Annotated in this window: 18 protein-coding genes; 3 read left to right on the top strand and 15 right to left on the bottom strand. The window is 71.8% G+C overall.

What is annotated here, in order from left to right:
* Positions 1-73 precede the first annotated feature (73 nt).
* From ABZZ20_RS09445 to ABZZ20_RS09460, 4 genes are all read right to left on the bottom strand, one after another.
* Positions 74-508, bottom strand: coding sequence for an archease (locus tag ABZZ20_RS09445; protein WP_356868459.1), 435 nt, complete (start codon positions 506-508; stop codon positions 74-76).
* 23 nt (positions 509-531) lie between these two features.
* Complete coding sequence (locus ABZZ20_RS09450) at positions 532-828, bottom strand: CBS domain-containing protein (protein ID WP_356868461.1); 297 nt, start codon at positions 826-828, stop codon at positions 532-534.
* Between the two features lie 12 nt (positions 829-840).
* Positions 841-1,677 carry a sigma 54 modulation/S30EA ribosomal C-terminal domain-containing protein gene (locus ABZZ20_RS09455; RefSeq protein ID WP_356868463.1) on the bottom strand — a complete coding sequence of 279 codons (837 nt, stop codon included), beginning with the start codon at positions 1,675-1,677 and terminating at the stop codon, positions 841-843.
* A gap of 166 nt (positions 1,678-1,843) precedes the next feature.
* Positions 1,844-2,959 carry a Vms1/Ankzf1 family peptidyl-tRNA hydrolase gene (locus tag ABZZ20_RS09460; protein ID WP_356868465.1) on the bottom strand — a complete coding sequence of 372 codons (1,116 nt, stop codon included), beginning with the start codon at positions 2,957-2,959 and terminating at the stop codon, positions 1,844-1,846.
* A 564-nt stretch (positions 2,960-3,523) separates the two neighbouring features.
* Between ABZZ20_RS09460 and ABZZ20_RS09465 the strand changes: the two genes are divergently transcribed.
* Entirely contained in the window at positions 3,524-3,787 is a 264-nt protein-coding gene (locus tag ABZZ20_RS09465; RefSeq protein WP_356868467.1) for a DUF1918 domain-containing protein, read from the top strand.
* Between the two features lie 50 nt (positions 3,788-3,837).
* On the opposite strand, the gene polX is transcribed toward ABZZ20_RS09465, so the two are convergent.
* The 3 genes from polX to ABZZ20_RS09480 all read right to left on the bottom strand — a co-directional run bounded on the left by polX (position 3,838) and on the right by ABZZ20_RS09480 (position 11,052).
* Complete coding sequence (polX, locus tag ABZZ20_RS09470) at positions 3,838-5,565, bottom strand: DNA polymerase/3'-5' exonuclease PolX (RefSeq protein ID WP_356868469.1); 1,728 nt, start codon at positions 5,563-5,565, stop codon at positions 3,838-3,840.
* Between the two features lie 85 nt (positions 5,566-5,650).
* On the bottom strand, positions 5,651-6,970 hold the full coding sequence (locus ABZZ20_RS09475; RefSeq protein WP_356868471.1) for a M1 family metallopeptidase: 1,320 nt from the start codon (positions 6,968-6,970) through the stop codon (positions 5,651-5,653).
* A 149-nt stretch (positions 6,971-7,119) separates the two neighbouring features.
* The gene (locus ABZZ20_RS09480) at positions 7,120-11,052 is read right to left on the bottom strand and encodes a Pls/PosA family non-ribosomal peptide synthetase (RefSeq protein WP_356868473.1); all 3,933 of its coding nucleotides are present in this window, start codon (positions 11,050-11,052) and stop codon (positions 7,120-7,122) included.
* A gap of 342 nt (positions 11,053-11,394) precedes the next feature.
* Here ABZZ20_RS09480 and ABZZ20_RS09485 point away from each other — a divergent pair, with 342 nt between their 5' ends.
* Positions 11,395-13,860, top strand: a complete 2,466-nt coding sequence (locus ABZZ20_RS09485) for a SpoIIE family protein phosphatase (protein WP_356868475.1) — start codon at positions 11,395-11,397, stop codon at positions 13,858-13,860.
* A 66-nt stretch (positions 13,861-13,926) separates the two neighbouring features.
* On the opposite strand, the gene fusA is transcribed toward ABZZ20_RS09485, so the two are convergent.
* The 5 genes from fusA to ABZZ20_RS09510 all read right to left on the bottom strand — a co-directional run bounded on the left by fusA (position 13,927) and on the right by ABZZ20_RS09510 (position 20,610).
* Positions 13,927-15,999, bottom strand: a complete 2,073-nt coding sequence (gene fusA, locus ABZZ20_RS09490; RefSeq protein ID WP_356868477.1) for an elongation factor G — start codon at positions 15,997-15,999, stop codon at positions 13,927-13,929.
* A gap of 494 nt (positions 16,000-16,493) precedes the next feature.
* Positions 16,494-17,030: a hypothetical protein gene (locus tag ABZZ20_RS09495; RefSeq protein ID WP_356868479.1), complete on the bottom strand. Its 537-nt coding sequence runs from the start codon at positions 17,028-17,030 to the stop codon at positions 16,494-16,496.
* Positions 17,031-17,071: 41 nt separating this feature from the next.
* Positions 17,072-18,070, bottom strand: a complete 999-nt coding sequence (locus ABZZ20_RS09500; RefSeq protein WP_356868622.1) for an SCO0930 family lipoprotein — start codon at positions 18,068-18,070, stop codon at positions 17,072-17,074.
* 153 nt (positions 18,071-18,223) lie between these two features.
* The gene (locus ABZZ20_RS09505) at positions 18,224-19,672 is read right to left on the bottom strand and encodes an NADH-ubiquinone oxidoreductase-F iron-sulfur binding region domain-containing protein (protein WP_356868481.1); all 1,449 of its coding nucleotides are present in this window, start codon (positions 19,670-19,672) and stop codon (positions 18,224-18,226) included.
* Positions 19,669-20,610: a hypothetical protein gene (locus ABZZ20_RS09510; RefSeq protein ID WP_356868483.1), complete on the bottom strand. Its 942-nt coding sequence runs from the start codon at positions 20,608-20,610 to the stop codon at positions 19,669-19,671. The genes ABZZ20_RS09505 and ABZZ20_RS09510 overlap by 4 nt, the downstream gene beginning before the upstream one ends.
* Before the next feature lie 594 nt (positions 20,611-21,204).
* On the opposite strand from ABZZ20_RS09510, the gene ABZZ20_RS09515 reads away from it, so the two are divergent.
* Positions 21,205-22,470: a helix-turn-helix domain-containing protein gene (locus ABZZ20_RS09515; RefSeq protein ID WP_356868485.1), complete on the top strand. Its 1,266-nt coding sequence runs from the start codon at positions 21,205-21,207 to the stop codon at positions 22,468-22,470.
* Between the two features lie 93 nt (positions 22,471-22,563).
* Here the strand turns inward: ABZZ20_RS09515 and ABZZ20_RS09520 are convergent, their stop codons facing one another.
* The 3 genes from ABZZ20_RS09520 to ABZZ20_RS09530 all read right to left on the bottom strand — a co-directional run bounded on the left by ABZZ20_RS09520 (position 22,564) and on the right by ABZZ20_RS09530 (position 25,711).
* Positions 22,564-23,472: a sigma-70 family RNA polymerase sigma factor gene (locus ABZZ20_RS09520; RefSeq protein WP_356868487.1), complete on the bottom strand. Its 909-nt coding sequence runs from the start codon at positions 23,470-23,472 to the stop codon at positions 22,564-22,566.
* Positions 23,473-23,620: 148 nt separating this feature from the next.
* On the bottom strand, positions 23,621-25,027 hold the full coding sequence (locus ABZZ20_RS09525; RefSeq protein ID WP_356868489.1) for a DUF1996 domain-containing protein: 1,407 nt from the start codon (positions 25,025-25,027) through the stop codon (positions 23,621-23,623).
* A gap of 9 nt (positions 25,028-25,036) precedes the next feature.
* Positions 25,037-25,711, bottom strand: a complete 675-nt coding sequence (locus ABZZ20_RS09530) for a DUF4142 domain-containing protein (RefSeq protein ID WP_356868624.1) — start codon at positions 25,709-25,711, stop codon at positions 25,037-25,039.
* Positions 25,712-25,898: the final 187 nt, after the last annotated feature.

Below are 25,898 nucleotides of genomic sequence, written 5' to 3' on the forward strand. Positions count from 1 at the left end.
CGACGCCTGCGCCGGTTCCTCCGCAAGGACGGGGCCGGCTGAGACAGCGCGGCGACACCCTCGCGGACGGGAGTCACACGTCGAGCGTCACCGAGCACGTCCAGCCCTCCGGCCCGCGGACCATGGCCAGATCGTGCAGGGTGACCGCCTTCGGCGCAGCACCCGTCACCGGGAGCGAACCGGCGTCGGCCATCTGCAGAACGCCGCGCACGCCGCCGTCGACCGGGGTCAGCTCTACGTCGACCGGGACCTCGCCCTCGGTATCGAGCAGGTACACGACCTCCTCCAGAAGCGAGACCAGCACGTCCTCGTCCCGGTCCGCCCGCAGCACGATGTCCCGCGGGTGTGTTCCGACGGCTCCCGTCAAGTCGAGGAACGACGCGCAGACCCCCCGTACGGCCTGCGCGAGGCACTCCTCCCGAGTGGGAGCCCATCCCTCCACCCGCAGGTCCGCCGTATGCGGAACACCGCGATACCCGCTGCGTCCTGCTGCGGCGTCCGTTCTCATCACGCCCCTTCCCCGCTCACGCGTCACGTCCGGCGGTCCGGGAACAGGTCGACCGCGTGGCGTACGCTCTGCTCCGCGTGGACGAGCGCCAGTCCTTGACCTCGAAGGAGGTCGTCCACCCGCAGGGCGGACAACGAGACGGCAGGTGCCGCACAGGCGACCGCCACATCAGCCCTGTCCAGCAAGCCGGCGCAGCTGCCGTCCGGACGCACGACCGGAAGATGGCGGGACCCCGACCGCTGCAGCAGTTCCCATGCCACGAGCACGGTTTCGCCGACATCAACGGTGGGTCGTGTCGTTGCGGCCTGGGATGGCCGCACGGCTCGTCCGGCTCAGGTGGCTGTGGGCGACGGCTCGTGGGCAGTGGGGGCGATGGGAGTGATGAGGCCGTAGTGGCCGTCGTAGCGGTGGTAGAGGACGTTCCCGCGGCCGCTTTCGGCGTCGGCGAAGAACACGAACGGCCAGCCGGTGACGTCCAGGCGTTCCCTCGCCTCCGCGACGGTCATGCGGGGGGCGGCGGCCGGGCTGACGGTCAGCGGCACCGCCACCGGGCCGATCAGGTCGGGGCGCGGATGCACCTGCGCCAGCCGGTATCCCTCCAGGTCCGAGCGGTACAGGACACTGTCCTCGCCCGATCCGGCGTCGGTGAACAACTGGAAGCCGTAGTCCAGCCCCTCCAGGTCGTCGGCCGCCTCGTCGGGCGATTCGAAAGCGAGGGCGAATGCCTTGTGCCGGACGACCTCCCGTTCCTCGGCCGGGCGTGGGAAGTAGCCGGGGCGGTGGGCGGGCTCATCGCCGTGCCGCCACTCGTGGGCGGCACCCGGCGAATGCGTGCGGCCGCGCCGGGCCTCCCAGTGCTCCGCCATCCGCGCCAGCACGCCTCCGAGCCGGTCCCGGAGGAGATCAGCCGCCTCCGTGACGCTGACGCCCGCCACGTGTGCGCGGGCGGGCTTGCCGTTGACGTCGAGATTGGCCTGGGCCACCACGGGGCGCTCCATCGCCGGGTTCGCGAACCGGGTCAGCCTCACCCGGGCGAAGAGCACGGGCCCCGGTGCCTGACCGAACACGGCCCGCACCTTGTCCCGGGCATAGGCGGTGTCCTCCGCGGACACACCGCCCCGGGTCTCCACCTGTACGTCCACGAAGGGTTGTGACGGCGTTCGTTTCATGATGGCCTCCACTGCGAGAAGGAGTTGGCGAAGCCAGTCCGCCCCTTGCGTCTCGTGAGCGAGCCGGAGTCGGTCGGCCGGCCGCGGGCCCGGCAGGGGCCGAAGGCCCTTCCGGCCGGCGAGGAGGTCCACACATCGCAGACCTTTCGATCCCGCCGAGCGGCTGTCACACGCTCCGGCACAGCGCCCCAATGCCGTGGCCCGGAGCCCCGACGGCGCCGGGACGCAGGACGCGTACGTCCGCCCCGGACAGCACGGCCGACCGGACCGCCACATCGGCCAGCGGGCCGCGGATCACGGGGCCGGCGGCGCGGGAGGGCGTGGGACGACGGTCCGACACGTCGGAAGCGGCCGGACCGAACCACGCCGTTCGCAGGTCGTCCGGCTCGTCGACGAGCACGAGCGTCTCCACGCGGCCCTCGGAGAGCGCGCCCAGCGTGGAGTGCACGCCCTCGACGGCCCGCCCTCCTGGAGACCGCTCCTCGGCGAACCGTCGCAGCAGCTCCCTCGTCTGCTCCTGCGCCGCGCGGTGGGTCTCGGCCTCGACCTGCTCGTGTCGGATCCGGGCGGATCCGTCAGGTGCGCGTCCGCCGCTCACATTGCGTACGGAGACCTGACGCCGGACGCGGTCGGGAAGGTGCTTGGTGAGGAGCTGGAGCGCCCGCACGTCTCCGGCGAGCAGCACCAGATGGGCGGAGACCCGCGACACCGCGCGGGTCAGGGCCTGTGCCGCGCGTGCGGCGTTGTGCTCCCAGGAGTCCTCCGCCCTCCGTTGGAAACGGCCCTGGGACATTCCGCCGGGCGCGTTGCGCTCGATCTCGTCGTCGGGGCCGGTCACGGTGCGCCGTACCGGCTCGGTGTCTCCTCTGGGGTACGCCTCCAGGTCGGCACCGGTGCGGTCGACCATGGCGAGGACGCGGGCCGGGTGCTCCTGTCGCCACTCCAGGAGCGGTGCCAGATGCGGCAGGGGTGCGTGGATGCCGATGTCGGCGTCCCGGCCACCGGAAAGGATCGTGGAGTAACGGAGCTCGCCGTCGGCCGCGAAGGCCGCGAGTGTCCCGGTTCCGGGGAGCGCCTCGTCGACGCTCCGTGTCAGTACGGCGAGGGTGTCATCGTCGGCACCGAGGTCCGCCAGCCGGCGGGCAAGCGCGCGCCAGCGCAGCCTGGCGTCGTCCTCCCGCTGCGGACGCGGCTCGAGCCGCAGATAGACCGAGGTCGTCGGCCCGAGGGCCCCGCACAGACTCCTCAGGATGTCGTCACTGACCGACGTCGTGGTTCCCATTACGCGCTCCCATGGTCGGCGGGCCCGGTGCCGCCGGTTCCCAGACGCCGACGGGCTTCTTGGGCCGTGGTCGTTCCGCGTTCCTGTCGGGGTCGATGCCGCTCGCCGGGTGCCGATTCGTCGGGAAGACACCTCGGGGAAGGCGGCGCCGCGGTTCGGGTCCGTTCCCCTCGACCAGTCTTCTCCAGTGGAGCACATCGCCGCTGGGGCCGAACGGTCCATGGCCGGGACGAACCGGCCCTCGCGACGTGCCGCCTCCGTGAGCCGCTGGACGTCCCGGCGAGGGGAGATGCGGGAGATGCGCGATCTCAGGGGGGCGGGACCTGACTCCTGCGCAGGTGGGCGTTCTCACCTGGCGGGGAGAAACAACTGGCTGCGGGCTGTCGGCCGCCGCCTCGGCCAGCCCGGTGTGCAGGCGCGCGACAGGTCGGCCATCGCGCCGCAGGACGACCTGCTCAGTGGCAAGGGCGGCCCGGACACGCGGCGGACCGGACGCGTGCCCACCGCCGTCGACGCCTACGGCCTCGGCAACTCGGCGGCTGCTCGGAGCGTACTCTCGAACTGGTGGAGGATGCCGGTGGGCAGCAGGCGGAGGAAGTGCATATGCGCGCACACATCGGAGACTGGATCGTGGTGGAGTCCGTGCACCTGGGCGGGCAACGACGCCGAGGCCAGATCGTGCGACTCGAGCATCCGGACGGCACACCGCCGTACGTCGTGCGCTGGGCGGAGGATGACCGGGAGACGGTCTTCTTCCCCGGACCTGAAGCCCACCTTGAATCCGCGGACAAGCACACCGCTCACGGGTCGGCTTCTCCCGACGGGTGAATCGGGCCGGTATCTCCCACATGGCTCTGGTCGGCCGGTCGCGCCGGCTGTCAGGGGCCCTTCTTGCTGAGGAAGCGGCGCAGTTTCGTCAGCGGCCACGTGTTGATGACGTCGTCCGTCGTCAGCCAGCCGCGCTGCGCCGTCGCCACCCCGTAGCGGATGTACGGCAGATGGGTGGTGGCGTGGGCGTCGGAGTTCACGGCGAACTTCACGCCGTAGCCCCTCGCGCGCAGGATGTCCTCGTCACACAGGTCGAGCCGCTCGGGATGGGCATTGATCTCCAAAGCGGTACCCGCCCTGGCGCAGGCCTTGAAGACCGCGTCGAAATCGGCGTCGATGCCCGGGCGTCTGCCGATCCGGCGAGTCGTGGGATGGCCGAGGACGGCGACGTTCGGGTTCTCGCAGGCGCGGATGAGACGGCGGGTGAGTTCCTGCCTGCTCTGGTCGAAGTGGGAGTGGATCGAGGCCACGCAGAGGTCGAAGTCCGCGAGGAACTCGTCGGGCCAGTCCAGGGAGCCGTCCGGGCCGATGTTGAGTTCCGTGCCGTGCAGCAGCCGCATCGTGTGGTGCGCGCCGTCGAGTGCGCGTACCCGTTCGCGCTGGGCGAGGATCTTCTCACTGGTCATGCGCTGCATGTACAGGTTCGGGGCGTGGTCGGTGACGGCGTAGTAGGCGTACCCGCGGGCCGCAGCCGCAGCGATCATGTCTTCCAGTGGGGCCAGCCCGTCGGTGAGGTCCGTGTGGGTGTGCAGATCGCCGCGGACGTCCTTCTCCGTCACGAGATCGGGAAGTTCGCCGCGCAGCGCGGCCGCGATCTCGCCGCGGTCCTCGCGCAGCGTCGGCGGGATCCAGGGCAGGCCGAGCCCGGCGTAGATCGACTCTTCCGTCTCGGAGGCGATGTTCTCGCCGCTCTCGGCGTCGAAGAGCCCGTACTCGGACAGCTTGAGGCCTTGGCGCACCGCGAGTTCGCGCGTGCGGATGTTGTGCGCCTTGGAGCCGGTGAAGTACTGGAGCCCCGCGCCCCAGGAGGCCGGGGGAAGGACCCGTAGGTCCACCTGGAGACCCGTGGTGGTCCGTACGGACGTCTTCTTCGCCCCGTGTGCGATGACTTCGGCCGTGGTCGGCAGGGCGGTGAGGGCCTGCATGAACGGGGCCGACCGGCGTGCGGCCACCAGGATGTCGACGTCGCCGATGGTCTCCTTCATGCGGCGCAGTGACCCCGCGTACGTGCAGCGGACGCAGCCCGGGACGTCCGACAGCTCGGCGACCAGTTGTTCGGCGGCCTCCATGGCGGCGCTGATGAGGATCCGGCCTTCACCGGCCTTCTGCAGCAGGGAGATGCCGTGGAGGATGTTGCTCTCGGTCCGCTCTCCGAAGCCCTTCAGATCGCGCAGTCGTTCCTGGTGGACGGCGTCGATCAGCTGGTCGACGGAGGTGATGCCCAGTTCCCCGTAGAGGACCATGGCCTTGCGGGGGCCGAGCCCCGGAATCGCGATCAGCTCGCGTACTCCGGCCGGCACGGACGCCCTGGCCTCGTCGACGACGGACATGCGGCCGGTCCGCAGGTACTCCTGGATCTTGGCGGCGACCGACTTGCCGACGTTCGGTATTTCGAGCAGCTCCTTGACGTCGAGTTTCGAGACGTCCTTCGGACAGCCCCCGACAGCGCGGGCGGCCTTCTCGTAGGCGCGCGCCTTGAAGGCCTCCGCGCCCCGGATCGCGATGAGGTCGGCGTACTCCTGGAGCAGGGCCTCGATCTGGTCGTTGGCTCGGACCATGCCTCCAGGGTGCCCCGCGGGCGCCCGGCAGGCTCGCCGGGCGCCCGGGCGCCGTGACCCGGGGCGCCGGGTCACGGGCCAGGGATCAGCGCAGCGGCGGGAGGGACGGTTCGTACAGCCAGGCCGAGAACAGGTCGTCCAGTGGCTCTGCCGCGTACCGGGCCGCATGGGTGGTGAAGCCGATGGTGGTCACCACGCCGTGGCGGTGCACGGTGACCCAGTCGCGCAGCATCCGGAAGAACGCGCCGTCCCCCAGTGCGCAGCGGATCGCGTGCACGGCGAGGCCCCCGCGCTGGTACAGGCGGTCGTCGAACATCAGCTTGCGGCCCGGGTCGACCAGCCGCAGATCCTGCGGCTGCGAGGCCAGCAGCCGGTGTGCGGCGGCGGCCAGCGCGTGCGCGGTGCGACCGCCGGAGCGCTCCGACCAGAGCCATTCGGCGTACTTCGCGAAGCCCTCGTTCAGCCAGATGTGCCGCCAGTCGGCGATGGTCACGCTGTTGCCGAACCACTGGTGCGCGAGCTCGTGGGCGATGAGGCGCTCCGAGCCGCGTGCGCCGTCCACGTGGTTGACGCCGAACGTGGAGAGGCCTTGGGCTTCCACCGGGACGTCCAGTTCCTCGTCGGCGACGACCACGGCGTACTCGCCGAAGGGGTAGGGGCCGAAGAGTTCCTCGAACAGTTGCATCATGGCGGGCTGCCGGGCGAAGTCGCGGGAGAACCGCGGCAGCAGGTGCGCCGGTACGTGGGCGCTCTGCGGGACGCCGCCGAGCCCGGGGTCCCCGAGCAGCACCGTCTGGTACATGCCGATGGACAGGCCGACGAGGTAGCTGGAGGTCGGCGCGGACTGCTCGAACACCCAGGTCGTCGTGCTGGCCTTCGTCGTCCGGGTGAGCAGCCGGCCGCTGGCCACCACCGTGTACGCGGACGGCGTGTTGACCGAGATCTGGTACGAGGCCTTGTCGGCGGGCCGGTCGTTGCAGGGGTACCAGGAGGGCGCGCCGACCGGTTGGCTGGCCACCAGGGCGCCGTCGGTCAGTTCCTCCCAGCCGAGGCCGCCCCAGGGGCTGCGGACCGGCTTGGGGTTGCCCGCCCAGTGCACCTCCACGGTGAAGGCGGCGCCGGCGGGCAGCGGCTTGGCCGGCCGGATGCGGAGCTTGCCGCCCCGGTGGGCGTAGTGCGGGGCCCGGCCGTTCACCAGGACGCGGCCTATTTTGAACTCGGCCAGGTTGAGGTGGAACTCGGCGAGCGGTGCCCGCCCCGCGATCGCGCTGAGGCGGGCCGTCCCGGCCAGCCGGTTGGGGCCGGGACGGTATTCCAGAGCGAGTTCGTACCGGTGCACGCGGTAACGGGAGTCGCCGTTGGCCGGAAAGTACGGGTCCGATACCGCTGTCTTCTGGCCGCTCACTGCCGCATCCGCTCCCTGCGCTGTGCTCGTACGACGTGCTGGTGGGCCCTTCGGGCTGCTGCTCCCGGCCGTTGCCCGGACCGGCCGGGAAGCGACCGCCTGGGAAGCGGCCCGGACCACCCCGGACCGGCCGCCCGGGGCCTGCCCTTTCAGGGTCGCCACGCCTCGATCGGATTGCCCAGCCAGCGGGTGTCGGCGGGGACGGTTTCCCCGGCCATCACGAGGGATGCGGGACCCAGTGTGCTGCGGGCTCCGACCGTGCTCCCGGGCAGGACGATTCCGCCCGGGCCCAGGGTGGCGCCCTCACCGAGGACCACAGTATCCGTCCTCAAGATCCGGTCGTGGAAGAGGTGGGTCTGCAACACACAGCCGCGGTTCACGCTGACTCCGTCGCCCAGCACCACCAGGTCGGTCTCCGGCAGCCAGTAGCTCTCGCACCACACGCCCCGACCGATCCGGGCCCCGAGCCCGCGCAACCACAGGGCCATCAGCGGCGTGCCCGGCACCGAACCGGCCAGCCACGGCACGGCCAGTACCTCGACGAAGGTGTCGGCCAGCTCGTTGCGCCAGACGAAGCCGCTCCACAGCGGGTGCTCACCCGTCCGGTGCCGGCCCACCAGCAACCACTTCGCCGCCACCGCGACCGCACACGCGGCGACACCCGCGGCGAGCAGGACCGCTCCGGACAGCAGCGCCGCCCCCGTGATCCCCAGACCGCTCGTGGTGATCAGAGCGCAGAGCGCCGCCAGGGTCAGTACGGCCAGCACGGCGGAGCAGAACACCGGGACGAGCCGGCACAGCTCCACCAGGCCGCGCGCCCACAGCAGCCGCGCCGGCGGATCGTACGTGCGGCTCTGGTCTGCCTCCGCGGCGGAGCGCGGCAGCCGGACCGGTGGCAGGCCCAGGTACGAGCTGCCCTTCTTGGCCTTCTTCGGGGTGGCCGACAGCACGCCGACCAGCCCGTCGTCCGGCACGGTGCGGCCCGGCGCGGTCATGCCGGAGTTACCCAGGAACGCCCGACGGCCGATCTCGGAGTGCCCGATCCGCATCCAGCCGCCGCCCAGCTCGTAAGGGGCCGTCAGGGTGTCGTCCGCGAGGAACGCGCCTTCGCCGACGGTGGTGAGGCTCGGCAGCGCGAGCACCGTGGACACTTCCGCACCCCGGCCGACCTTCATGCCCAGCAGCCGCAGCCACACCGGTGTGATCAGCCCGGCGTACAGCGGGAAGAGGGTTTCCCGGGACAGGTCCATCAGCTGGGTGACCGTCCAGGCCTGCCAGCCGATCCGGCTGTGCGTCGGATGGTTTCCCGTACGCAGCCCGAGGCTGAGCAGACGGACCGCGACCAGCAGGAGCAGCGCGTACGTGCACCCGAAGGCGAGCGCCCCGGGGACCACCGCGAGCAGCGCTCCGCGCAGCGCCTCGGGGAGCCCGGCCCCCGCGGGCACGAACCGGCTCACCACGAGCAGGGCCGGCAGGGAGGCGAGCACGGGCAGGACCGTGAGGCAGAAGCCGGTCGCTCCGTAGAGGCTGCGCCAGTGGACCGCACGCGGCGGGCGGTCCCCCGGCCAGTTGTGCTTGGCCTTGCCGAGCTTGACGGCAGGTGCTCCGGCCCAGCGCTGGCCGGTCGGGACCTGGCCGACCACGGCGGACCCGGGGGCCACCTCGGCCCGCTTGCCGACCCGCGCGCCGGGGAACAGCATGCTGCGGGTGCCGACCACCGCGCCCGCGCCGACCTTGACCGGGCCGATTTCGAGCCGGTCCCCGTCCAGCCAGTGCCCGGAGAGGTCCACCTCGGATTCCACGGCGCAGCCGCGGCCGAGCTTGAGCATGCCCGTGACCGGCGGCATCGCGTGCAGGTCCACTTCGGGGCCGACCCTGGCGCCGAGGGCCCGTGCGTAGCGCTCCAGCCAGGCGCCGGTGAGTGAGGTCGCGCCGACGCACTCGGCGAACCGCTCGGCCGTCCACAGCCTCAGGTGCACGCTGCCGCCGCGCGGGTAGCGTCCGGCCTTGACCCCGCGCAGCAGCAGGCGCGCACCGCCGGCTGCGATCGCGAGCCGACCCGGCGGGCTGAAGAGGAGCACCGCACCGGCGGCGACGAGCCACCACGAGGCGGTGGGCGCCCACGGATGGGGACCGAACCGGCGCAGCACGTTGCCCAGTGCCAGCAGCGCCACCGTCCAGCGCAGGCCGACCAGGGTGAACAGCGGGAGCAGCAGGAGCGTCTGCGTCACCTTGGAACGGAGCGGAACCGGGGTGACGGTCCGGGTCGCTCCGTCGTCCTGTACGGATCTCTCCAGCCGCCGGGCCAGTTTGCGCAGGATGGGCTGCTGGTAGACGTCGAGCACGGCCGCGCTCGGGTAGCGGGTGCGCAGTCGGGTGGTGAGCTGGGCGGCGGCGAGGCTGCTGCCGCCGATCGCGAAGAAGTCGTCGGCGGCGCTGGTGACGGTCACGCCGAGGGTCTCGCTCCACTGCTCGGCGAGCCAGGCCTCGGTGCCGTACAGCTGCTCGGTGGGGCCGGTGGTCTCCAGTTCGGGCTGGGGTGACCGCCCGGCGGGAGTGGGGGGAGGCCAGGGCAGGGCGTCGCGGTCCACCTTGCCGGAGGTGCGGGTCGGCAGTTCGTCGACCGGCACGAGCAGCGGTACGAGGGCCGCGGGCAGCTCGGCGCGCAGCCGCTCGACGGCCGCGGCGCGGTCCCAGCCCTCCTGGGTGACCAGGTAGCCGACGAGCAGTTGGTTGCCGCTGGGCGCCGTGCGTACGGCGGCGGCGGCCCCGGCGACGCCGGGCAGGGCCTGCAGCGCCGCATCCACCTCGCCCAGTTCGATCCGACGGCCGCCGAGCTTGATCTGTTCGTCACCGCGGCCGAGGAAGACCAGCCCCTCCGGTTCCGCGCGGACGAGGTCACCGCTGCGGTAGGCGCGCTGCCAGCCGAGGGTTTCCAGCGGGGCGTACTTCTCGGCGTCCATCGTCGGGTCGAGGTAGCGGGCGAGGCCCACACCGCCGATCACGAGCTGGCCGCTGCCACCCATCGGCACGGGTTCACCGGACTCGTCGACCACGGCCAGTTCCCAGCCGTTCAACGGAAGGCCGATCCGGATCGGTCCCGCACCGGTCAGGAGCGAGGCGCAGGCGACGACGGTGGCTTCGGTGGGGCCGTACGTGTTCCAGACCTCGCGCCCCTCGGTGACCAGGCGCTGGGCCAGCTCGGGCGGGCAGGCCTCGCCTCCGAAGATCAACAGCCGGACCTCGCCCAGGTCCTCGGGGTCCCAGAGCGCGGCCAGGGTCGGCACGGTGGAAACCACGGTGATCTCCTGTTCCACCAGCCAGGGGCCGAGGTCGGCTCCGCTGCGCACCTGGGAGCGCGGGACGGGCACGAGGCAGGCGCCGTAGCGCCAGGCCAGCCACATCTCTTCGCAGGAGGCGTCGAAGGCGACGGACAGTCCGGCCATGACGCGGTCGCCGGGACCGATCGGTTCTTCGGCGAGGAACAGGGCGGCCTCGGCGTCCACGAAGGCTGCGGCGCTGCGGTGGCTGACCGCGACGCCCTTGGGCCGACCGGTGGAACCGGAGGTGAAGATGATCCAGGCGTCGTGCTCGGGGCCGGGCCGGACGGCGGGCACGGGGACGTCCGCGAGGTCGGTGACGTCGATGCGCCGTCCGGCGCCCAGTACCGCCCGTACCCGGGCCTCGCCGAAGACGAGCTCGGCCCGCTCGTCCGGGTCCTCGGCGTCGACGGGCACGTAGGCGGCGCCCGCGGCGAGGACCGCGAGGACGGCCACGTACAGCTCGTTGGTCCCGGACGGTACGCGGACGCCGACGCGGTCGCCGAGCCCCACTCCGGCGGCGGCCAGTGCGCGTCGCCGGCGCTCGACCTCGGCGGCCAGTGCCCGGTAGGTCAGCCGGGCGGTGCCGTCGTCGAGGGCGAGCTCGTCGGGGTACGCCCGTACGGTGGCCTCGAAGACGTCGACGAGGGTGCGCGTCGGGGCAGCGGGCCCGGCGCGGAACCGGGCGGACTTGCCGGGCTCCCCGTGCACGTCCCCGTCGTCGAGCAGAGTGAGATCGCCGCGCTCAGGTGTGGCTGCCATCGGCCCTCGCGTCTCGTTCCCGGAACCGTCCCGGTGCCGGCGGAGCCCGGGTCTGCCCGGGTTGTTCCGGTCCAGCGCCAAACAACCCGCCAGTCTAGTGCGCCAACAAGAATTCTCCTGTTGAAGCCTTGCGCGTGGCCGGGAAGAGACGCTAAAGGGGGCGCCGAACAGGGGGGTGTCTACGGCATCCGGGGGGCCGCGTCGTGGCGGCCACCGGTGCGGTGCGGTCGTCGCGAGCGGGCCGGACGGGTCCCGACCCACGCTGCACGAGCGGTGACGCAGAGCGATAATTGCACCCGTACGCAAAGAGTCGTTCCGCAGATCCGGAAGTGGGGCGCAGTGATGCAGGACCCGGTGTTCCGCGATGCCTCCGGCGTGCTGTCGGAACCGGGCGACGAGACGTACGCCCTGCTGGACGCGCGCGGCGTGGTCATCGGCTGGAGCAGGGGTGCCGAGCGTCTGCTCGGCTACACCGCCGGGGAGGTACAGGGGCTGCGCGGGGTGGACCTGCTCATCACGCGCTCGGCTTTCGGGCACGCGGTCCTGCGGCACCGGGGCGGACACGGGGTCGAGGTGGCGCTCCACGCACGCCCCATGGCGTCCACGGCCGGTGCCCGCCAGTGGTTGATCCAGGCCACCGAGGCCGAGGCCTGGCGCCGGCGCGAACTGGGCGAGGCCCTGATCAGAGGGCTGTTCACCGAGTCCCCGTTCCTCATCGACGTCTTCGACACGCAGCTGCGCTTCATCGCACAGAACGACGCCCTGCGACGGGGCGCGGGCTTCGCCAACGAGGAGTTCGTCGGACGCACGATGTCCGAGGTGGCGCCGCCCGACCTGCTGGACATGGCCGCCTTCGAAGCACGGCAGCGCCATGTCCTGGAGACCGGCGAAGCCATGGTCCAGACCGAGGTCCGCGGCATGATCCGCGGTGACCCCGACCAGCAGCACGTCTGGTCCGAGACCATCCTCCCGCTGCGCAGCAGCTCGGGCGAACTGATCGCGCTGGCGCACACCGTGGCCGACGTGACCGAACGAGCCCGGGCACGGGAGCGATTGGCGCTGGTCAACGATGCGAGCACGCGGATCGGCACCACACTGGACGTCCTGAACACCGCGCGGGAGCTCGTCGACGTGGCCGTCCCGGAATTCGCCGACCACGCCTACGTCAACCTGCTCGCCCCGCTCTTCGGCGGCGAGGAGCCCGTCGTCGGCCCGGTGGGCGAGACCGTGACGCTGCTCCGCGCGGCGGGTTCCGCGGTACCCGGGGGGCCGGACGCGATGGTCGCGACGGGCGAGGTCGACCCCTTCGCCTCGGGGCCGGGATCCCTGTTCACCCGGGCCATGGCGAGCGGCGAACCCCTCCTGCTGACGGGTGAGGAGCTGATCGCGGAGCTCACCGCGGTCGCCCCGCAGCAGGCCGCGCTGGTCAGGTCCCACGGAGTCGACTCGTGGCTGCTGGTACCGATGTCCGCCCGCGGGGCCGTGCTCGGCGCCGCGGTGTTCGTACGTCACGCGCGCGGCCACGGGTTCGAGCCGGACGACGTGCTGCTGGCCGAGGAGATCGCAGCGCGTGCCGCGGTGTGCATCGACAACGCGAGTCGCTACACGCGGGAGCGGACGGCGGCCCTGGCCCTGCGGCGCAGCCTGCTGCCCCAGCGGCTCCCCGTGCTCGGCGCCGTGCAGGCGGTGACCCGCTACCTGCCCGCGCACGGCCACGCGGAGTTGGGAGGGGCCTGGTACGACGTGATCCCGCTGTCGGGCGCGCGGGTGGCGCTGGTCGTGGGCGACGCGCAGGGGCACGGCCTGAGCGCGGCGGTGACCATGGGTCGACTCCGTACGGCGGTGCGGACCCTGGCCGATCTCGACCTCTCCCCCGACGAGCTGCTCTCGTACATGGACGACCAGATCCACCGGTTCGTGGACGAGCACGGCCGGGACGAGCAGAGCCGGCCGCACCCCGGCGGCGCGGCCGGGACCACCTGCGCGTACGCGATCTTCGATCCGATCTCACGGCATTTCGCGGTCGCCTGCGCGGGCCATCCGCCGCCGGTGCGCGCCCCGGTGGACGGGGTGCCCGCCCTCGTGGAACTGCCCGCCGGACCACCCCTCGGTTCTGGAGGATCCCCTTTCGAGAGCGCAGAGTTGACGCTGAACGACGGGGACGTGCTGATGTTGTACAGCCACGGTCTGGTCGCGGCCCCGGACCGGAACGTCGACCTGGGCCTCGAACGGCTCCCCGAGGCACTGTCGGACGTCCCGCTCGATCCGCCGTCCGGAGCCGGACAGCACGGCAACGGGCTCGACGGGGCCTGCGACGCGGTGATCGGCCGGCTGCTCCCGGTGTTCCCGCAGCACGACGTGGCGGTTCTGCTGGTGCGCGTGCACGAGCTGGCAGCGGACCGCCACGTCACCTGGCACCTGCCGGCCGAGCCCGAGGTCGTCGGCCGCGCCCGAACGCTCGCGACGGGGCAGCTGGCCGCATGGGGCCTGACCGAGCTGGAGTTCGCCACGGAACTGGTGGTCAGCGAACTCGTCACCAATGCGATCCACTACGGCACCGCACCGATCCACCTGCGGATGATCCGCGACCGCGAGTTGATCTGCGAGGTTTCGGACGGCAGCAGTACCTCCCCGCACGTGCGGCGCGCGGCCGAGACCGACGAGGGCGGGCGGGGCTTGTTCATGGTGGCGCAGTTCGCCCGGCTCTGGGGTACCCGCTACCACGCCCGGGGCAAGACGATCTGGGCCGAACAGCCCTTCCCTGCGGGGTACCTGGAGGAGGCGGACGCCGCAGCCTCCTCCCCGTGAGCCCCCGCCCCCGCCCCGTCCCCGGCCGCCACGGTGGCCGGGGGCGGGGCGGGCGCGCGCCGGACGTCACCCGGCCATGGCGCGGTCGTACGCCGCCATCGGGACAGGGGCGTAGCCGGCGGGGCGGGTGGTGAAGGTGCCCCGCCCCTGGGTACGGCTGCGCAAGCGCGAGGCGTACCCGAACAGCTCGGCCAGCGGGACGGTGGCGGTGACCGCCGTCGTCCCCGTTCGCGCGACCGAACCCGAGACCCGTCCGCGCCGGGCGGCCAGATCGCCCAGCACCCCGCCGACGGCCTCGTCGGGGACGCTGACGACGACCTCGACCACCGGTTCCAGCAGTTCCGTCGTGGCGGCGCGCAGGGCCTCGCGCAACGCGAACCTGCCCGCTGCCCGGAACGCCATCTCCGAGGAGTCCTTGGGGTGCGTGGCCCCGTCGGTCAGGGTGACCCGCAGCCCGGTGACCGGGTGTCCGCCGAGGGGACCCTCGACGAGCGCGTCCCGACAGCCCGACTCCACCGCGCGGACGTACTCCTGCGGTACCCGGCCACCGACGACGGTCGACCGGAAGGCGAACGCGCCGCCGTCGCCGGTGTCCCCGTCCAGGGGCTCGACGTCGAGCACCACGTGGGCGAACTGACCGGCGCCGCCGTCCTGTTTGACGTGCCGGTACACCAGACCCGACACGCCCTTCACCACCGTCTCCCGGTAGGCCACCCGCGGGCGGCCCACACCGACGTGCAGACCGTGGCTGCGGCGGATCTTCTCCACCGCGACCTCCAGGTGCAGTTCGCCCATCCCCGACAGGACCGTCTGGCCGGTCTCGGGATCCGTCCGGACCACGAGCGAGGGGTCCTCCTCGACCAGTCGGGCCAGCGCCGAGGACAAGCGGCCCGCCTCGGTGCTGTTGCGCGCCTCGACCGCCACGGACACCACCGGTGCGGCGGCCCGGGGCGGTTCCAGGACCAGCGGAGCGTCCGGTGCGCACAAAGTGGATCCGGCCCGGGTGCCCTTGAGCCCGACCACGGCGACGATGTCCCCGGCCTCCGCCCGGTCCACCTCGGCGTGACGGTCGGCCTGGACGCGCAGGATCCGTCCGATCCGCTCGCTCCGGCCGGTGCCCGCGTCCAGCACGGTGTCTCCCTTCCGCATCGTTCCCGAATAGACCCGCAGGCAGGTCAGCCGTCCGGTCGCCGTCGCGGTCACCTTGAAGGCCAGCGCGGCGAACGGGGCCGCCGGATCGGCGATCCGTTCCTCCACCGCTGCGCCGCGGGTCCCGCGTACGGGCGGCATGTCGGCGGGCGAGGGCAGGTACGCCACGACGGCGTCCAGCAGCGGCTCGATCCCCCGGTTCCGGTACGCCGATCCGCACAGTACGACGACTCCCTCACCGCTCCGGGTCAGATCGCGCAACGCAGCGGTCAGTGTGGGGGCGGAGAGCGTCGAGGTGGCGCAGAACTCCTCCAAGGCCGCCGGGTGGAGCTCCGCCACCCGCTCTTCCAAAAGCCGGCGCCGGGTGCGCGCCTCCTCGTGGAGGGCGTCGGGCACGGCGCCCGTCTCGAAGGAGTCCCGCCCGGGATGCCAGACGAGCGCCCGCATCCGGACGAGGTCCACCGTCCCGCTGAAGCCGTCCTCCTGCCCGATCGGCAGCTGGACGACCAACGGAACCACGTGGAGCCTGTCCTGGACGGAGGCGACCGCCCGGTCGAGGTCCGCACCGACGCGGTCCATCTTGTTGACGAACACGAGCCGCGGCACACCGTGCCGGTCGGCCTGCCGCCACACCGACTCGCTCTGCGGCTCGACTCCGGCAACGGCGTCGAACACGGCGACCGCACCGTCGAGCACGCGCAGCGAACGCTCCACTTCGTCGGAGAAGTCGATGTGCCCCGGTGTGTCGATCAGGTTGATCCGGTGGCCGTCCCAGGTGCAGCTGACCGCTGCGGCGAAGATGGTGATGCCGCGGTCGCGTTCCTGGGAGTCGAAGTCGGTGACGGTCGTGCCGTCGTGGACCTCGCCCCGTTTGTGGGTGGCTCCGGTGGCGTAGAGGATCCGCTCGGTGACGGTGGTCTTCCCGGCGTCGACGTGCGCCAGGATGCCGAGGTTGCGGACGGTGGACGAGGAGTTCAGGTGGGTGCGCATGGCCCGAGGTCTTTCTGAAGGGTCGAGAAGGAGGGCAGCGCGATTTCCGGACGGATCGGGACGCGGCGCAGGCGCGCGTCACAGGGAGCGACCGCGCCGCCCGGGGCTCACCCGGGTGCGCGAGGTCGGCGTACCTGCCGTGAGGGAGGTCGGATCTTCGTCGCGGACGTCCGGTGGCGGCCGCGCAGCCGTCACCGGGAAGACGAAGACACCAGGATCACGTCGTACCGCGACCGGGGAACGAAGACAGCGGTGCGGTAACACACGGTCTGGCTCCCCTCGTTCGTGCCGCTCGACTCATTCGATGACGTGCACGCCCCGTCCCGGGGCGGCACGGAAGCGAGTGTACTGACGCGGCCCCGGTCCGGCACCGCAATTTCCTGCGGGCCGGGCCGGGGCCGGGTCTGGTCAGCTCGGGTCGGGGCTGTCGGGCGGTCGGGGCGGTCGGACAGGGACGCGGGGGCCACGAGGGGATGCGCGGCCCCCGCGTCCCCTCAGGACGTGGCGGGGCTCGGGGTGTCGTGCCCGCCGGGGTGTGCGGCTCCGTGGGAGGCACCGTGCGAGGCGCCCTGGTCGGGGCCGCCGTCGGAGCCGTGGGAGGAGCCTTGCGAAGGGGAACCGTGCGCGGGGGCCGATTCGATGGTTCCGCCCAGCCGGGTGCGGGCGGGGGCCAGGGCTTCGGCGGATGCCGCCGTGATGACCCAGCGCGGTCCGACCAGGTAGGTGCCGCCGTACATCTGGGCCTCCGTCAGCCACGCCTGCCGGCCCTGCTCGGTGGTGAAGGTGGCCATGCGGAATCCTTCTTGGCCCGACCCGCACGCGCCTTCCCGGAGTTCCTCCGCGTCGACCGTGATCTCGGGTGTGCAGCCGAGTGCCTCGGCGATCTCCTGGAGGGGGGCGGGGCGGGCGGACGAGCTCGGTACGGGCCCTCCGGGACCGGCCGCAGTCCCGGCCGAGGTCCCGGCCGCGCAGCCGCCGCACAGCGTCATCGCGAGCAGCACGGCAGCGGCGGTACGGGGTGAACGGGGCATGGCTGGCTGCCTCACAGGGGTCGGGGTGGGATCGAGGGGGGCTAGGCGGTCGGCGGAACCTTCTTGCCGGCCTCGGTGACCGCGAACCAGAGCCCCTGCTTGTTGTGTCCGTTCGTCTGTCCCGGTTCGGTGTCGCCGGTGAACGTGTAGACCGGCCAGCAGTCGATCGTCAACTGCTCCGATCCGTCGGGTCGCTTCACCGATCCGACCAGCTTTGCGGAAATTCCCTCGGTCTTCGACTTGTCCACGGCCGGGGCGGGCTTCCAGGTGTCCAGGCACGCACCGAGGCAGCCGAACTTCATCGGCCACGCACTGTCCTTGTCGAACCGGTAGAGCGTCCGCCACTGACCGTCCACCAGGATCTTACCGAGTTTTTCGTTGTCCGCGACGGAGAGTTCCTTCCCCGTCTTCATTTCCATCCCCCCCGTTCCCGCATTTCCGTCCGTCTTCTGTTTCTTGTCGATCGCCTTCTTCCCGTCCGGTGCCAGTGCGTGCCAGGTGCCGCCGACGCCTTCGCCCTTCGCCTCTCCCGCCTTGGTGTCCTTCGCGTAGCGGTACACCGGCCAGCCGGCGAGCGTGAGCTGCTTACTGCCGTCGGTCCGGGTGACCGCGCCCAGGAGGCTTGCGTCGATGCCGGCGGCGGCCGACGCGTCGTCGGCCGGAACTGCCGGCCACGTCGTGGCGCAGTCCCCGTCGCAGTTGGACTTGGGGGGCTGGGGGGTGTCCTTGTCGAAGCGGTAGAGGGTGACCCCGGCGCTGTCGGCGACCACGCTGCCCACGTTCTCGATGTCGCGGACGGACAGCTGCCCCGCCGCCCCGCCCTTGCCGGAGCCGACGTCCGAGCCCGACCCGGAACCGGCGGCTGCGTCCGCCCCGTACCCACCCGACCCGTACGCCGAGTCGTATGCGCCTCCGAGCGCCTTTCCGGCGCCCGCCGGCTGTACGGAATTCGCGCCGCGGGCGTCGTTCCCGCCGCTTCCGCATCCTGCCGCCAGCAACAGAACCGCGGCCACCGATCCGGCAGTTGTCACACGACGCATCTTGTTCACGTTCACTCCTTCGGGTTGAGCCCGGGGGTTCGTCTGCTCACTTATTCATAAGGCCTGAAAGGATGACCGAATTCGAATGAACGGGAATTTGTCAGATCGCGCTAACCGTTGAACTACGGCCCACGTGCATCGTTTACCGACAGTTCATTCTTGAATGCGCAGTGCGAGCGCGGGGCAGCGCCGCACCGCGCGCAGCGCCTTGGGCCGCAGCCTTCCGGGCACCGGCATGACGGCCTGCGCCGGGTACCCGTCCGGGTCCAGCCGCACCACCTCGGGCAGCAGGTCCACGCACAGCCCGTGCCCCCGGCACAGGGTCCAGTCCACGACGAGACGTTCGGGGTTCTCGTCGGCCGGCAACGGCAGCGCGCCGAGGACGCGTCGCCCGCAGCCACTGCCGAGGGCGTGGTCGCGCATCTCGTCGGGGAAGACGGCGAGCGCGGAGGCCACGAAGGCCGAGGTGCCGTCGGGGTGGCTGCACGCGCCGCGGCGCAGTACCCCCCGCATGCGCACTTCGACCGCCTCCAGGGCGGCCCGCCCTCCCCCACCCACCAACTCCTCCACGGCGTCGGCGAGCGAGGGCAGGCCTCTGACGCAGGGCCCGCACTGGCCGGCGGTCTCGTCCGCCATCCAGCGGGTCACGCGGGCCACTTCGCCGGCCGGGCAGGTGTCCTCCGGTAGCGGCAGGACCGCGCCCGCCCCCAGCACGGCCTTGTACGAGGACAGGGACTGCCGGGACAGCAGCGCTGTTCGGGCGTCCGCCGCCGTCAGCCATTTGCCGTGGTACCCGCCGACCAGGACGCCCTGGCCGGGGGACGACCCGCACAGCTCCAGGACGTACGCGAGCGAGGTCCCGAGCGGCACCTCGACGACCGTCTCGCCGCTGATCGTCAGCAGGGTGGTGCCCGGCTCGTCCGGCAGACCGGCCGAACGGTACCCCTGGGCGCCGAGTCTCGCCGCGACGGCGAGTTGGGCGTACGTCTCGGTGTTGGACAACAGGGTCGGCAACCCTCCCAGACCTCTTTCACTGGTCCGGACCTTCTGCCCGTTCGGGACGGAGGGCCCGCCGTCGAGGCCGTTCACAAGGGAGGTTCCCTCTCCCGTGACGAAGCGCTCCGGGAGCCTGACGACGCGGACGCGACTGCCGACCGGGCCACGCTCGGCGACGGCGGCGCGCAGGGACTGCTCCACGTCGTCCCGGGTCACTCCGACGGCCACCTCCTCGGCACCGATCGCTCCGGCCGCCAGCAGGGCGCCGTCGAGCATCAAGTGCGGGGAGCGCAGCAGCACGGCGGCGTCCTTGAGACAACTCGGTTCGCCCTCCGTGCCGTTCACGACGACGGCGGTGCGCCCCTCCTTCATCCGGGCGGACCGGATGACTGCCTTGAGCTTGCGGGCGAACGGAAAGCCCGCTCCCCCGCGGCCCCGCAGGTCGATGCCCTCGGCGAGCTCCACGAGTTCGTCCGAGGTGTACTGCGGGAGCGGGCCGTGCACCACCAGGTGGTCGGCGCGATCGAGCCGCGGCAGCGCGTCGAGTCCTGCCAGCAGCCTGGGCTGGCCGACGCAACCGAGCGCGGGATCGACGAGTGAGGTCACTGCCGGCCCCGCATGCCGTCGTACGACTCACCGGGCCGGTCGTTGGCGACCCCGACCCCGATCCTGGTGGGAATGAACACCGTGTCGTACAGGAGATCGTCTGCGGTGGGCGACAGAACGGGCCGGGACGAGGTGACGGGGCCTGTCGCCGCGGCGGCGGATACCGGATCCGGCGCCTGCGCGACGGACCGCCGGTCCGACTGGCGTGCCAACCGCGTCGTCAGTCGCTCGGCGGCCCACTCGGCGGGCTGCCGGACGAACCTCTGGGGGGCCTTGGGCCGGCCCACCGGCTTCGGGGGTACGGAAGGCTGCCCGGCGACCGGGCGGGGGGGCAGCGCCCGGAGCCGGGCCCGGAGGCGGACGGCGAGCACGCCCGCGACCCCGACCAGGCACAGGGCGTACGAGACGGTGACCCAACCGCTGGCGGCCCGACCGGCCTTCAGCCCGTGCACCAGACAGGCTCCCCAGGCCGGGTAGGCACCCACGTGCAAGGCGCGCCACCACATGGAGCGGCCGTTGGTGGCGAAGGCGCTGCGGACCGCACCGGAGATCGCCACGGAGACGAAGAGGTATCCGGCCACGGTTCCCAGGCCGATGAGCACCGGCTGGTCCTGGTCGGTGAACGGTAGGAACGCGCCACCGACTCCCGTATGAGCCTCAGCGATCTTGATCCAAACGTGCAGGGCGAGGAAGCCCAGTCCCGCGACGGCGAGGCCACGGTGTGCGCCCTGGGCAACGAGCCGGTGCCCGGAGGTGAGCACCTTGCGGTCCGTGGCTGCGAGGCCCCACAGGACGGCGGAGGTGAGCGAGACGAGCGCAAGAACGCCCGCGCCGAAGTCGAGGAATTCCGACAGATGGGTGAAGGCTCCGACTTGGGCCGCCACGCCCAGGGTGAGCAGGGCCGCGAGGGCGGCGACGACGAGGGTGGCGGGACGCACCTCTCCGGTCGGGGAGAGCAGGGGAGGCCTGCGGACAGCTCGCCGACCGACGGCCGCGGCAGCAGCGACGCCGGCATGGCGTCTGGTGCGCCGAGCCCGGTGAGAGCGGGGCGTACGGGCTTGGTACAGGGGCATTTAGTTCTCCCATACGCCCAGGCCCGAGGCACTCCACCGCGCACTCGGCGCCCGGGGTAGTCGACGGAACTGCTCCGCGGTGGGCGGGAGATGGGGACTCGCCGACCGGGAGCGGGGGCCGGAGTGCAGAAGCATCGTGGAGCTTCGCAACGTCTCCACAGGATTTATCGAATCGTGACAAGTTCTTGCGCGCGTGGCATCGTCGCACCGAACGTCTGCGGAAGATTCCCTTCCAACGGTGCGGTGGAAACCCCCTGACGCTCAAACCGCCACCACACCTCCCCGACGGCAAAATTGAGGCAAAGCCGCGGGACTGCAAGTGGATGACACTCTCCTGGAGGGTGTACGAGGTGCTCGACTTCCCCTTTCCGCACTGGCGCTGAAGGGAGAGGGAGGCAGCTCGGCAGGCTTGCCCCCCTCCCACGGGGCAGGCCGTACCCCGGCATGAACGAGGTAACAATGTGCGAACTTCTGAACCGCATCTGGGCCCGACCCCGCGGCGAATGGACCCGAGTCGTGCGTAGGGAACTCCCTGCGCTGGCTGCCGGGCTGGTGGAGGAGCTGAGGGAGGAGCTCCCCGGATTCTCCGCCCTGGTCGACGACCTCGACGAGGAGGTGGTCAGACAGCGGCTCGAGGTGGCCCTGCTCACCGCCCTCGGGTACCGCAAGCCCGCCCCGCAGAAGCAGGGCCGGCAGGCGGACCCGGATCCCGATACCGGCCCCGACCCCGAGACCGACCCCGGCCGCCCCGGCCACGGTCAACTCCGGGACGGGGGCGAGGACGAGGAGGAGGACGAGATCGACCTCGCAGCGCAGTACGAAGAAGAAGAGGAGCAGGACCGCCACGGCAGGTCCCGGCTGCGGGAGTCCCGCCGCCGCAGGCAGCTGGCCCCACTGACGGTCGTCCCTTCCGAAGGACTGGGCAGCCCGTCCGAACGCGCCCGGCGGGAACTCTTTTCCGCCCTTACGGCTGACATGCCCATGTCTGAAATCGCCCTGTCCGAACTGGCCTCCGCGGCCGGATGGCCCCTGCCGGCCGAAATACGGGCCATCGCCCTGGCCACACCGGGCGAGACCCAGCAACTCGCGGCCGCCCTGGACGACGGACTGGCCGGCATGGTCGGAGGTCAGCCCTGCCTGCTGATCCCGAACCCGGACGCGGAGACCCGTACCTCCCTGGAGGCCCTGCTGCGCGGCCGGTTCGCCGCCGTGGGCCACCCCGTCGCCCCCCGCGACACCGCATCCTCCCTGCGCTGGGCCCTGAGGCTGCTGTCCCTGACCCCGAACCGCGCCGGATTGGAAGCGCGGGCCCTCTTCGTCGACGACCATCTCTCGACCCTCCTGTTGCTCCAGGACGAGCCCCTGGCACACGCGCTGGCCGCACGCTGGCTGCGGCCACTGGCCGACCTGACCCCGCGCCAGAGCGAACGGCTCGAAGTCACCCTCCTGGCCTGGCTGGAAGGCGGTGGCGCACCCGAGGCCGCGAAGGCACTGAGCGTGCACCCCCAGACCGTGCGCTACCGGATGCGGCAGCTCGAAAAGCTCTTCGGTCCCGGCCTGCGGGACCCGCGTACCCGCTTCGAACTCGAAATGGCCCTGCGCAGCCGCCGCCTGATGGCCATGGTGCGGCGCCAGCACTCACGGGTGGGGCGCAAGGCACGCGCCGCCACGACGGACTTCCGTCCGCTGGGCGTGGGCCGCATGGCCCGGGTCAACGGCCTGTAGCAACCGCCCCGGACCCCTCTCCACGGAAACGGCCCCGGTCCCTCGCCCCCGCCAGCGCGGAGCGAGGGACCGGGGCCGCCGTGCTGTCAGCGCTCAGCGGTCGATGGGTATGGCGCAGGCGCCTGCCCGCAGGGCGGCGTTCAGGTCGAGCAGCTCCGCGTACGCGCGGGAGCAGGAGTGGCAGGTCGCCAGGTGGCGGGCGAGTCCCCGACCGCGGGGCGCGCCGCGGCGCCGGATCGCCGCGCCGAGCACGCTGCCGTAGTGGCGGCAGCGGTCGTCGTCGATGGCGGTGAGGTGGGCGCGCAGGTACGCCTCGCGCAGCCCTTCGCGGGCCCGGAAGGCCAGCGAGGACATGGCACTGGGGGTGATGCCGAGCAGCAGCGGGACGTGGTGCGGGCAGTCGTCCTCGACGAGGGTGTGCCAGAGGACGGCCTTCCAGCGTTCCGGCAGGGCCTGGAAGGAGCGGGCGACGAGCCGGCGGTCCTCACTGTCGAGTAGCCGCCGCTGCGGGTCGTCGCCGTTCGGGTCGGGACGGCACCACGGTTCGACGTCGGGGGTCAGCACCGTCCGCCCGGCGCCCGCCCGCCACTCAATGGCCGTGTGACGGACCACCGTCAAAAGATACGGACGCCACTGGTCCCGGGGTCCTGCGCCGGAGCGGACGGCCTGGAGCGTCCGGATGAAGGCTTCCGACACGAGGTCCTCGGCGTCCTGCGGTGCCCGACAGCAACCGCGTGCACATGCGAAGGCGGCGACACTGTGCCGCCGGTAGAGAAGTTCGCAGACGGCCGGGTCCCCGGCGCCGGCGGCGTACGCCTGCCTGAGCCGTCGGATGAGGTCCTGGTCGGAGGGGTTGTACGCAGGGGAGGGGTCGTACGCAGGCTCGGACGCCGGGGTGGGCTCGGGCCCGGGCCCGGGATCAGGCCCGGGCCCGGGATCAGGCCCGGACCCGGCCCCGGCCCCGCGTTGCGGACCGGCCGTGGTGTGACGAGAGCCGGACATGGCGCTCCTCGTGGTTCGCAGGGCCCGCAGGCCCCTTCGGGCAGTGGCACATGCGCGTACGCGGTGCCGGCCCGAAGTAACCTTCGGGCCGGCACCGCTCTCGGGGCGACGCTGGGGAGGTGGGAAGGGGAGCCTCGCCCCGAGGGACTCAGCGGCAGGCGCGCCCGTCGTTGATGCAGCGCACCGCGCCGGCCATCAGGCCGTTCGACATGACGTTGATGAAGTCACCGTGGTCGGTCACCGGCTTGTGGAGCTGCTCGGGGAAGCTGTCCACGGCGAACCGTGCGCCGGGCGGCACGCTGTAGACGATCCGCTGCACCAGCTGCGGGATGGCCTTGAAGCCCGCCTTGCAGTTGCCGTTCTTGTCCGCGAAGTCCACGTGGGTGCGGTGGTTGGCGCTGTCGACGTTCTTGCCGTCCCAGCAGCTCTGGAAGTTGAACGTCCGCACGACGTCACTGCCCTTGGGGCACGTGGGGTACTTGTCCTTCAGCTGGCGGTTCTCGAAGCCGGTGCAGCTCCACGACGCGTTGGCGTTGCCGGGGCCGTTGGTGAGCGACTTGGCGTCACCGGTGATGATCCGCATGAAGCGGGGCATGGCCGTGACCTTGGAGCCCGGGTTGCCCTTGAACTCGATGGTCACCTGCTTCGGCTTGAGGATCGTGCCGATGTTCGCGTCCTGACCGCCGCCCGGCGCCGCGGCATCGCGTTCGGCCTTGCCGTCACGCAGTCGCAGCACCGGCCAGTAGTAGGTCGACTGGTCGCCGTTGGTGCAGGTGGTACCGGACTGGGCGAGGCTGTTGTTGGTGGAGAAGGCGTCGGTGGTCTTGTTGCCCACGTAGTCGTGCATGTGGTGGGCGCCGTTGCTCACGCCCGGGGCCACGATGACGTTGTCCGGATTGAAGTGGCCGTTCTCGTTCCGCCCGCACTGGACGGCGAACGAGCCGGTGGAGCCGCCCGCACGGGCTGCGGGCTTCTTCACGTTGGGCTTCACCTTGCCGATGGCGACGAAGTCGCTGCGCGCCGGGCCGCCCTTGGCCAGTTGCTGCGGCGCCGTGCCCTGCTGCGCCGCGCCCTGCGGCGGCGCACCCTGCGCGGCCTTCGCTACGGCCGGATCGTCCGCCGGGTCGGCGGCCGGGGCCTGCTTCATCTCGCAGGCGCTGAGCGCCTCCAGCCCTGCCGGACGCTGAGCCGCCTTCCCGATCGTGTCGGACAGGCTGCTGATGGTCTTTCCGCGTTGGTCCTTCAGCCCGCCGAGCAGTGCATCGGCCTTGGCATTGCCGGTGGCGAGCTGCTTGTAGGCGTCAGCGACCTGGGTGTCGAGCTTGGCGAGGTTCGCGTCCACCTCGTTCCGGACCTGGTCGGGCACGTTGTTGAGCTTGTCGCCCACGTCCGGGCAGTCGATGGTGGCGGTCACGGGCGCCGAACGGCCCGACTGCCCCGCGAAGGCCCCCTGGGCGACGATCACGACTCCGCCGCCACCCAGGACCAGGGAGGAGACCATGGCGAGGATCTTCTGCGACGGCCGCAGGCGGCGTTTGTGGCCCTTTTGACTCATGCGATCACTTCACTTCGTAGGTCGGGAAACGATGGAGGAAGCGGGGGCTGGCGCAGCAGGGGCGGAGGGGGTGCCGGGCGGGGCGTCCGCGAGGCCGTCGAAGTCGACCAGTCCGCTGGCCTCAAGGACCGCGATGTGGTCCAGCACCGTGGCGTTGGCGTCCGTGGCCAGGGCCCGGACCATGGAATTGCGGGTTTGCGCGCGCACTTGGGCGACCAGCGTGAACACCTTGCCGTGCGCCCTGCGCAACAGCTGGACGAACAGCGCCTCGTACTGGGGACCCTGCGCCCGGTTCAGCTGGTCGAGCCAGCCCTGCTGCTGCGCATTGGGCTGGTTGGGCAGTTCCACTCCGAGGGCCTGGCCCACCTCCATGACCCTGCGGTCCAGTTCGGTATGGCCCTCGATGAGGTGCTCCCCGGCGGTACGGACCGCGGGACGCTTCCCGCGCTCTTGGGCCTGCCGCCCTGCGGGCAGCTCCCACAGACCTGCGAGCCTCACCTTGCGGACGAAATCCCGGTCCTGGGGGGTCAACGGCCCGAAGGCGGTACTGATGATCCCGGCGCCGTCGTCATCGGCAGCCGAGACCGTGGCCGCCGCGGCGTTCCTCCCGCCGAACTTCTGCACGGGGATCAACAACGCGACCAGGGTGAAAGCGAGGGCGCCGATGACGACGCCGGTTGCCATCACGTGTCGCGAAGCTACCGACATGCTGCCGACGGACGAACGACCGAAAGACGGCACTGTGCCTCCTTGCTGCGTGGACCGGGAGTGACTGCGGCAGCTCAGGCTCCGGCAGTCAGTCGTGCCGTGGCACCCGCGCTCCCCGGGTGCCACGGGACGCTAGTGCCAGTTGTGGTGCCCGTTTGGAAGG

The organism is Streptomyces sp. NPDC006430 (assembly GCF_040612395.1).
In the GTDB taxonomy this organism is placed as follows: Bacteria; Actinomycetota; Actinomycetes; order Streptomycetales; family Streptomycetaceae; genus Streptomyces.

Coding starts and splice junctions, on each gene's coding strand:
- ABZZ20_RS09520 (WP_356868487.1), bottom strand. CDS start 23,472: ATGTCCGGCTCTCGTCACACCACGGCCGGTCCGCAACGCGGGGCCGGG.
- ABZZ20_RS09455 (WP_356868463.1), bottom strand. CDS start 1,677: ATGAAACGAACGCCGTCACAACCCTTCGTGGACGTACAGGTGGAGACC.
- ABZZ20_RS09495 (WP_356868479.1), bottom strand. CDS start 17,030: ATGCCCCGTTCACCCCGTACCGCCGCTGCCGTGCTGCTCGCGATGACG.
- ABZZ20_RS09445 (WP_356868459.1), bottom strand. CDS start 508: ATGAGAACGGACGCCGCAGCAGGACGCAGCGGGTATCGCGGTGTTCCG.
- ABZZ20_RS09460 (WP_356868465.1), bottom strand. CDS start 2,959: ATGGGAACCACGACGTCGGTCAGTGACGACATCCTGAGGAGTCTGTGC.
- polX (WP_356868469.1), bottom strand. CDS start 5,565: ATGGTCCGAGCCAACGACCAGATCGAGGCCCTGCTCCAGGAGTACGCC.
- ABZZ20_RS09530 (WP_356868624.1), bottom strand. CDS start 25,711: ATGGCAACCGGCGTCGTCATCGGCGCCCTCGCTTTCACCCTGGTCGCG.
- ABZZ20_RS09485 (WP_356868475.1), top strand. CDS start 11,395: ATGCAGGACCCGGTGTTCCGCGATGCCTCCGGCGTGCTGTCGGAACCG.
- ABZZ20_RS09525 (WP_356868489.1), bottom strand. CDS start 25,027: ATGAGTCAAAAGGGCCACAAACGCCGCCTGCGGCCGTCGCAGAAGATC.
- fusA (WP_356868477.1), bottom strand. CDS start 15,999: ATGCGCACCCACCTGAACTCCTCGTCCACCGTCCGCAACCTCGGCATC.
- ABZZ20_RS09515 (WP_356868485.1), top strand. CDS start 21,205: ATGTGCGAACTTCTGAACCGCATCTGGGCCCGACCCCGCGGCGAATGG.
- ABZZ20_RS09480 (WP_356868473.1), bottom strand. CDS start 11,052: ATGGCAGCCACACCTGAGCGCGGCGATCTCACTCTGCTCGACGACGGG.
- ABZZ20_RS09500 (WP_356868622.1), bottom strand. CDS start 18,070: ATGCGTCGTGTGACAACTGCCGGATCGGTGGCCGCGGTTCTGTTGCTG.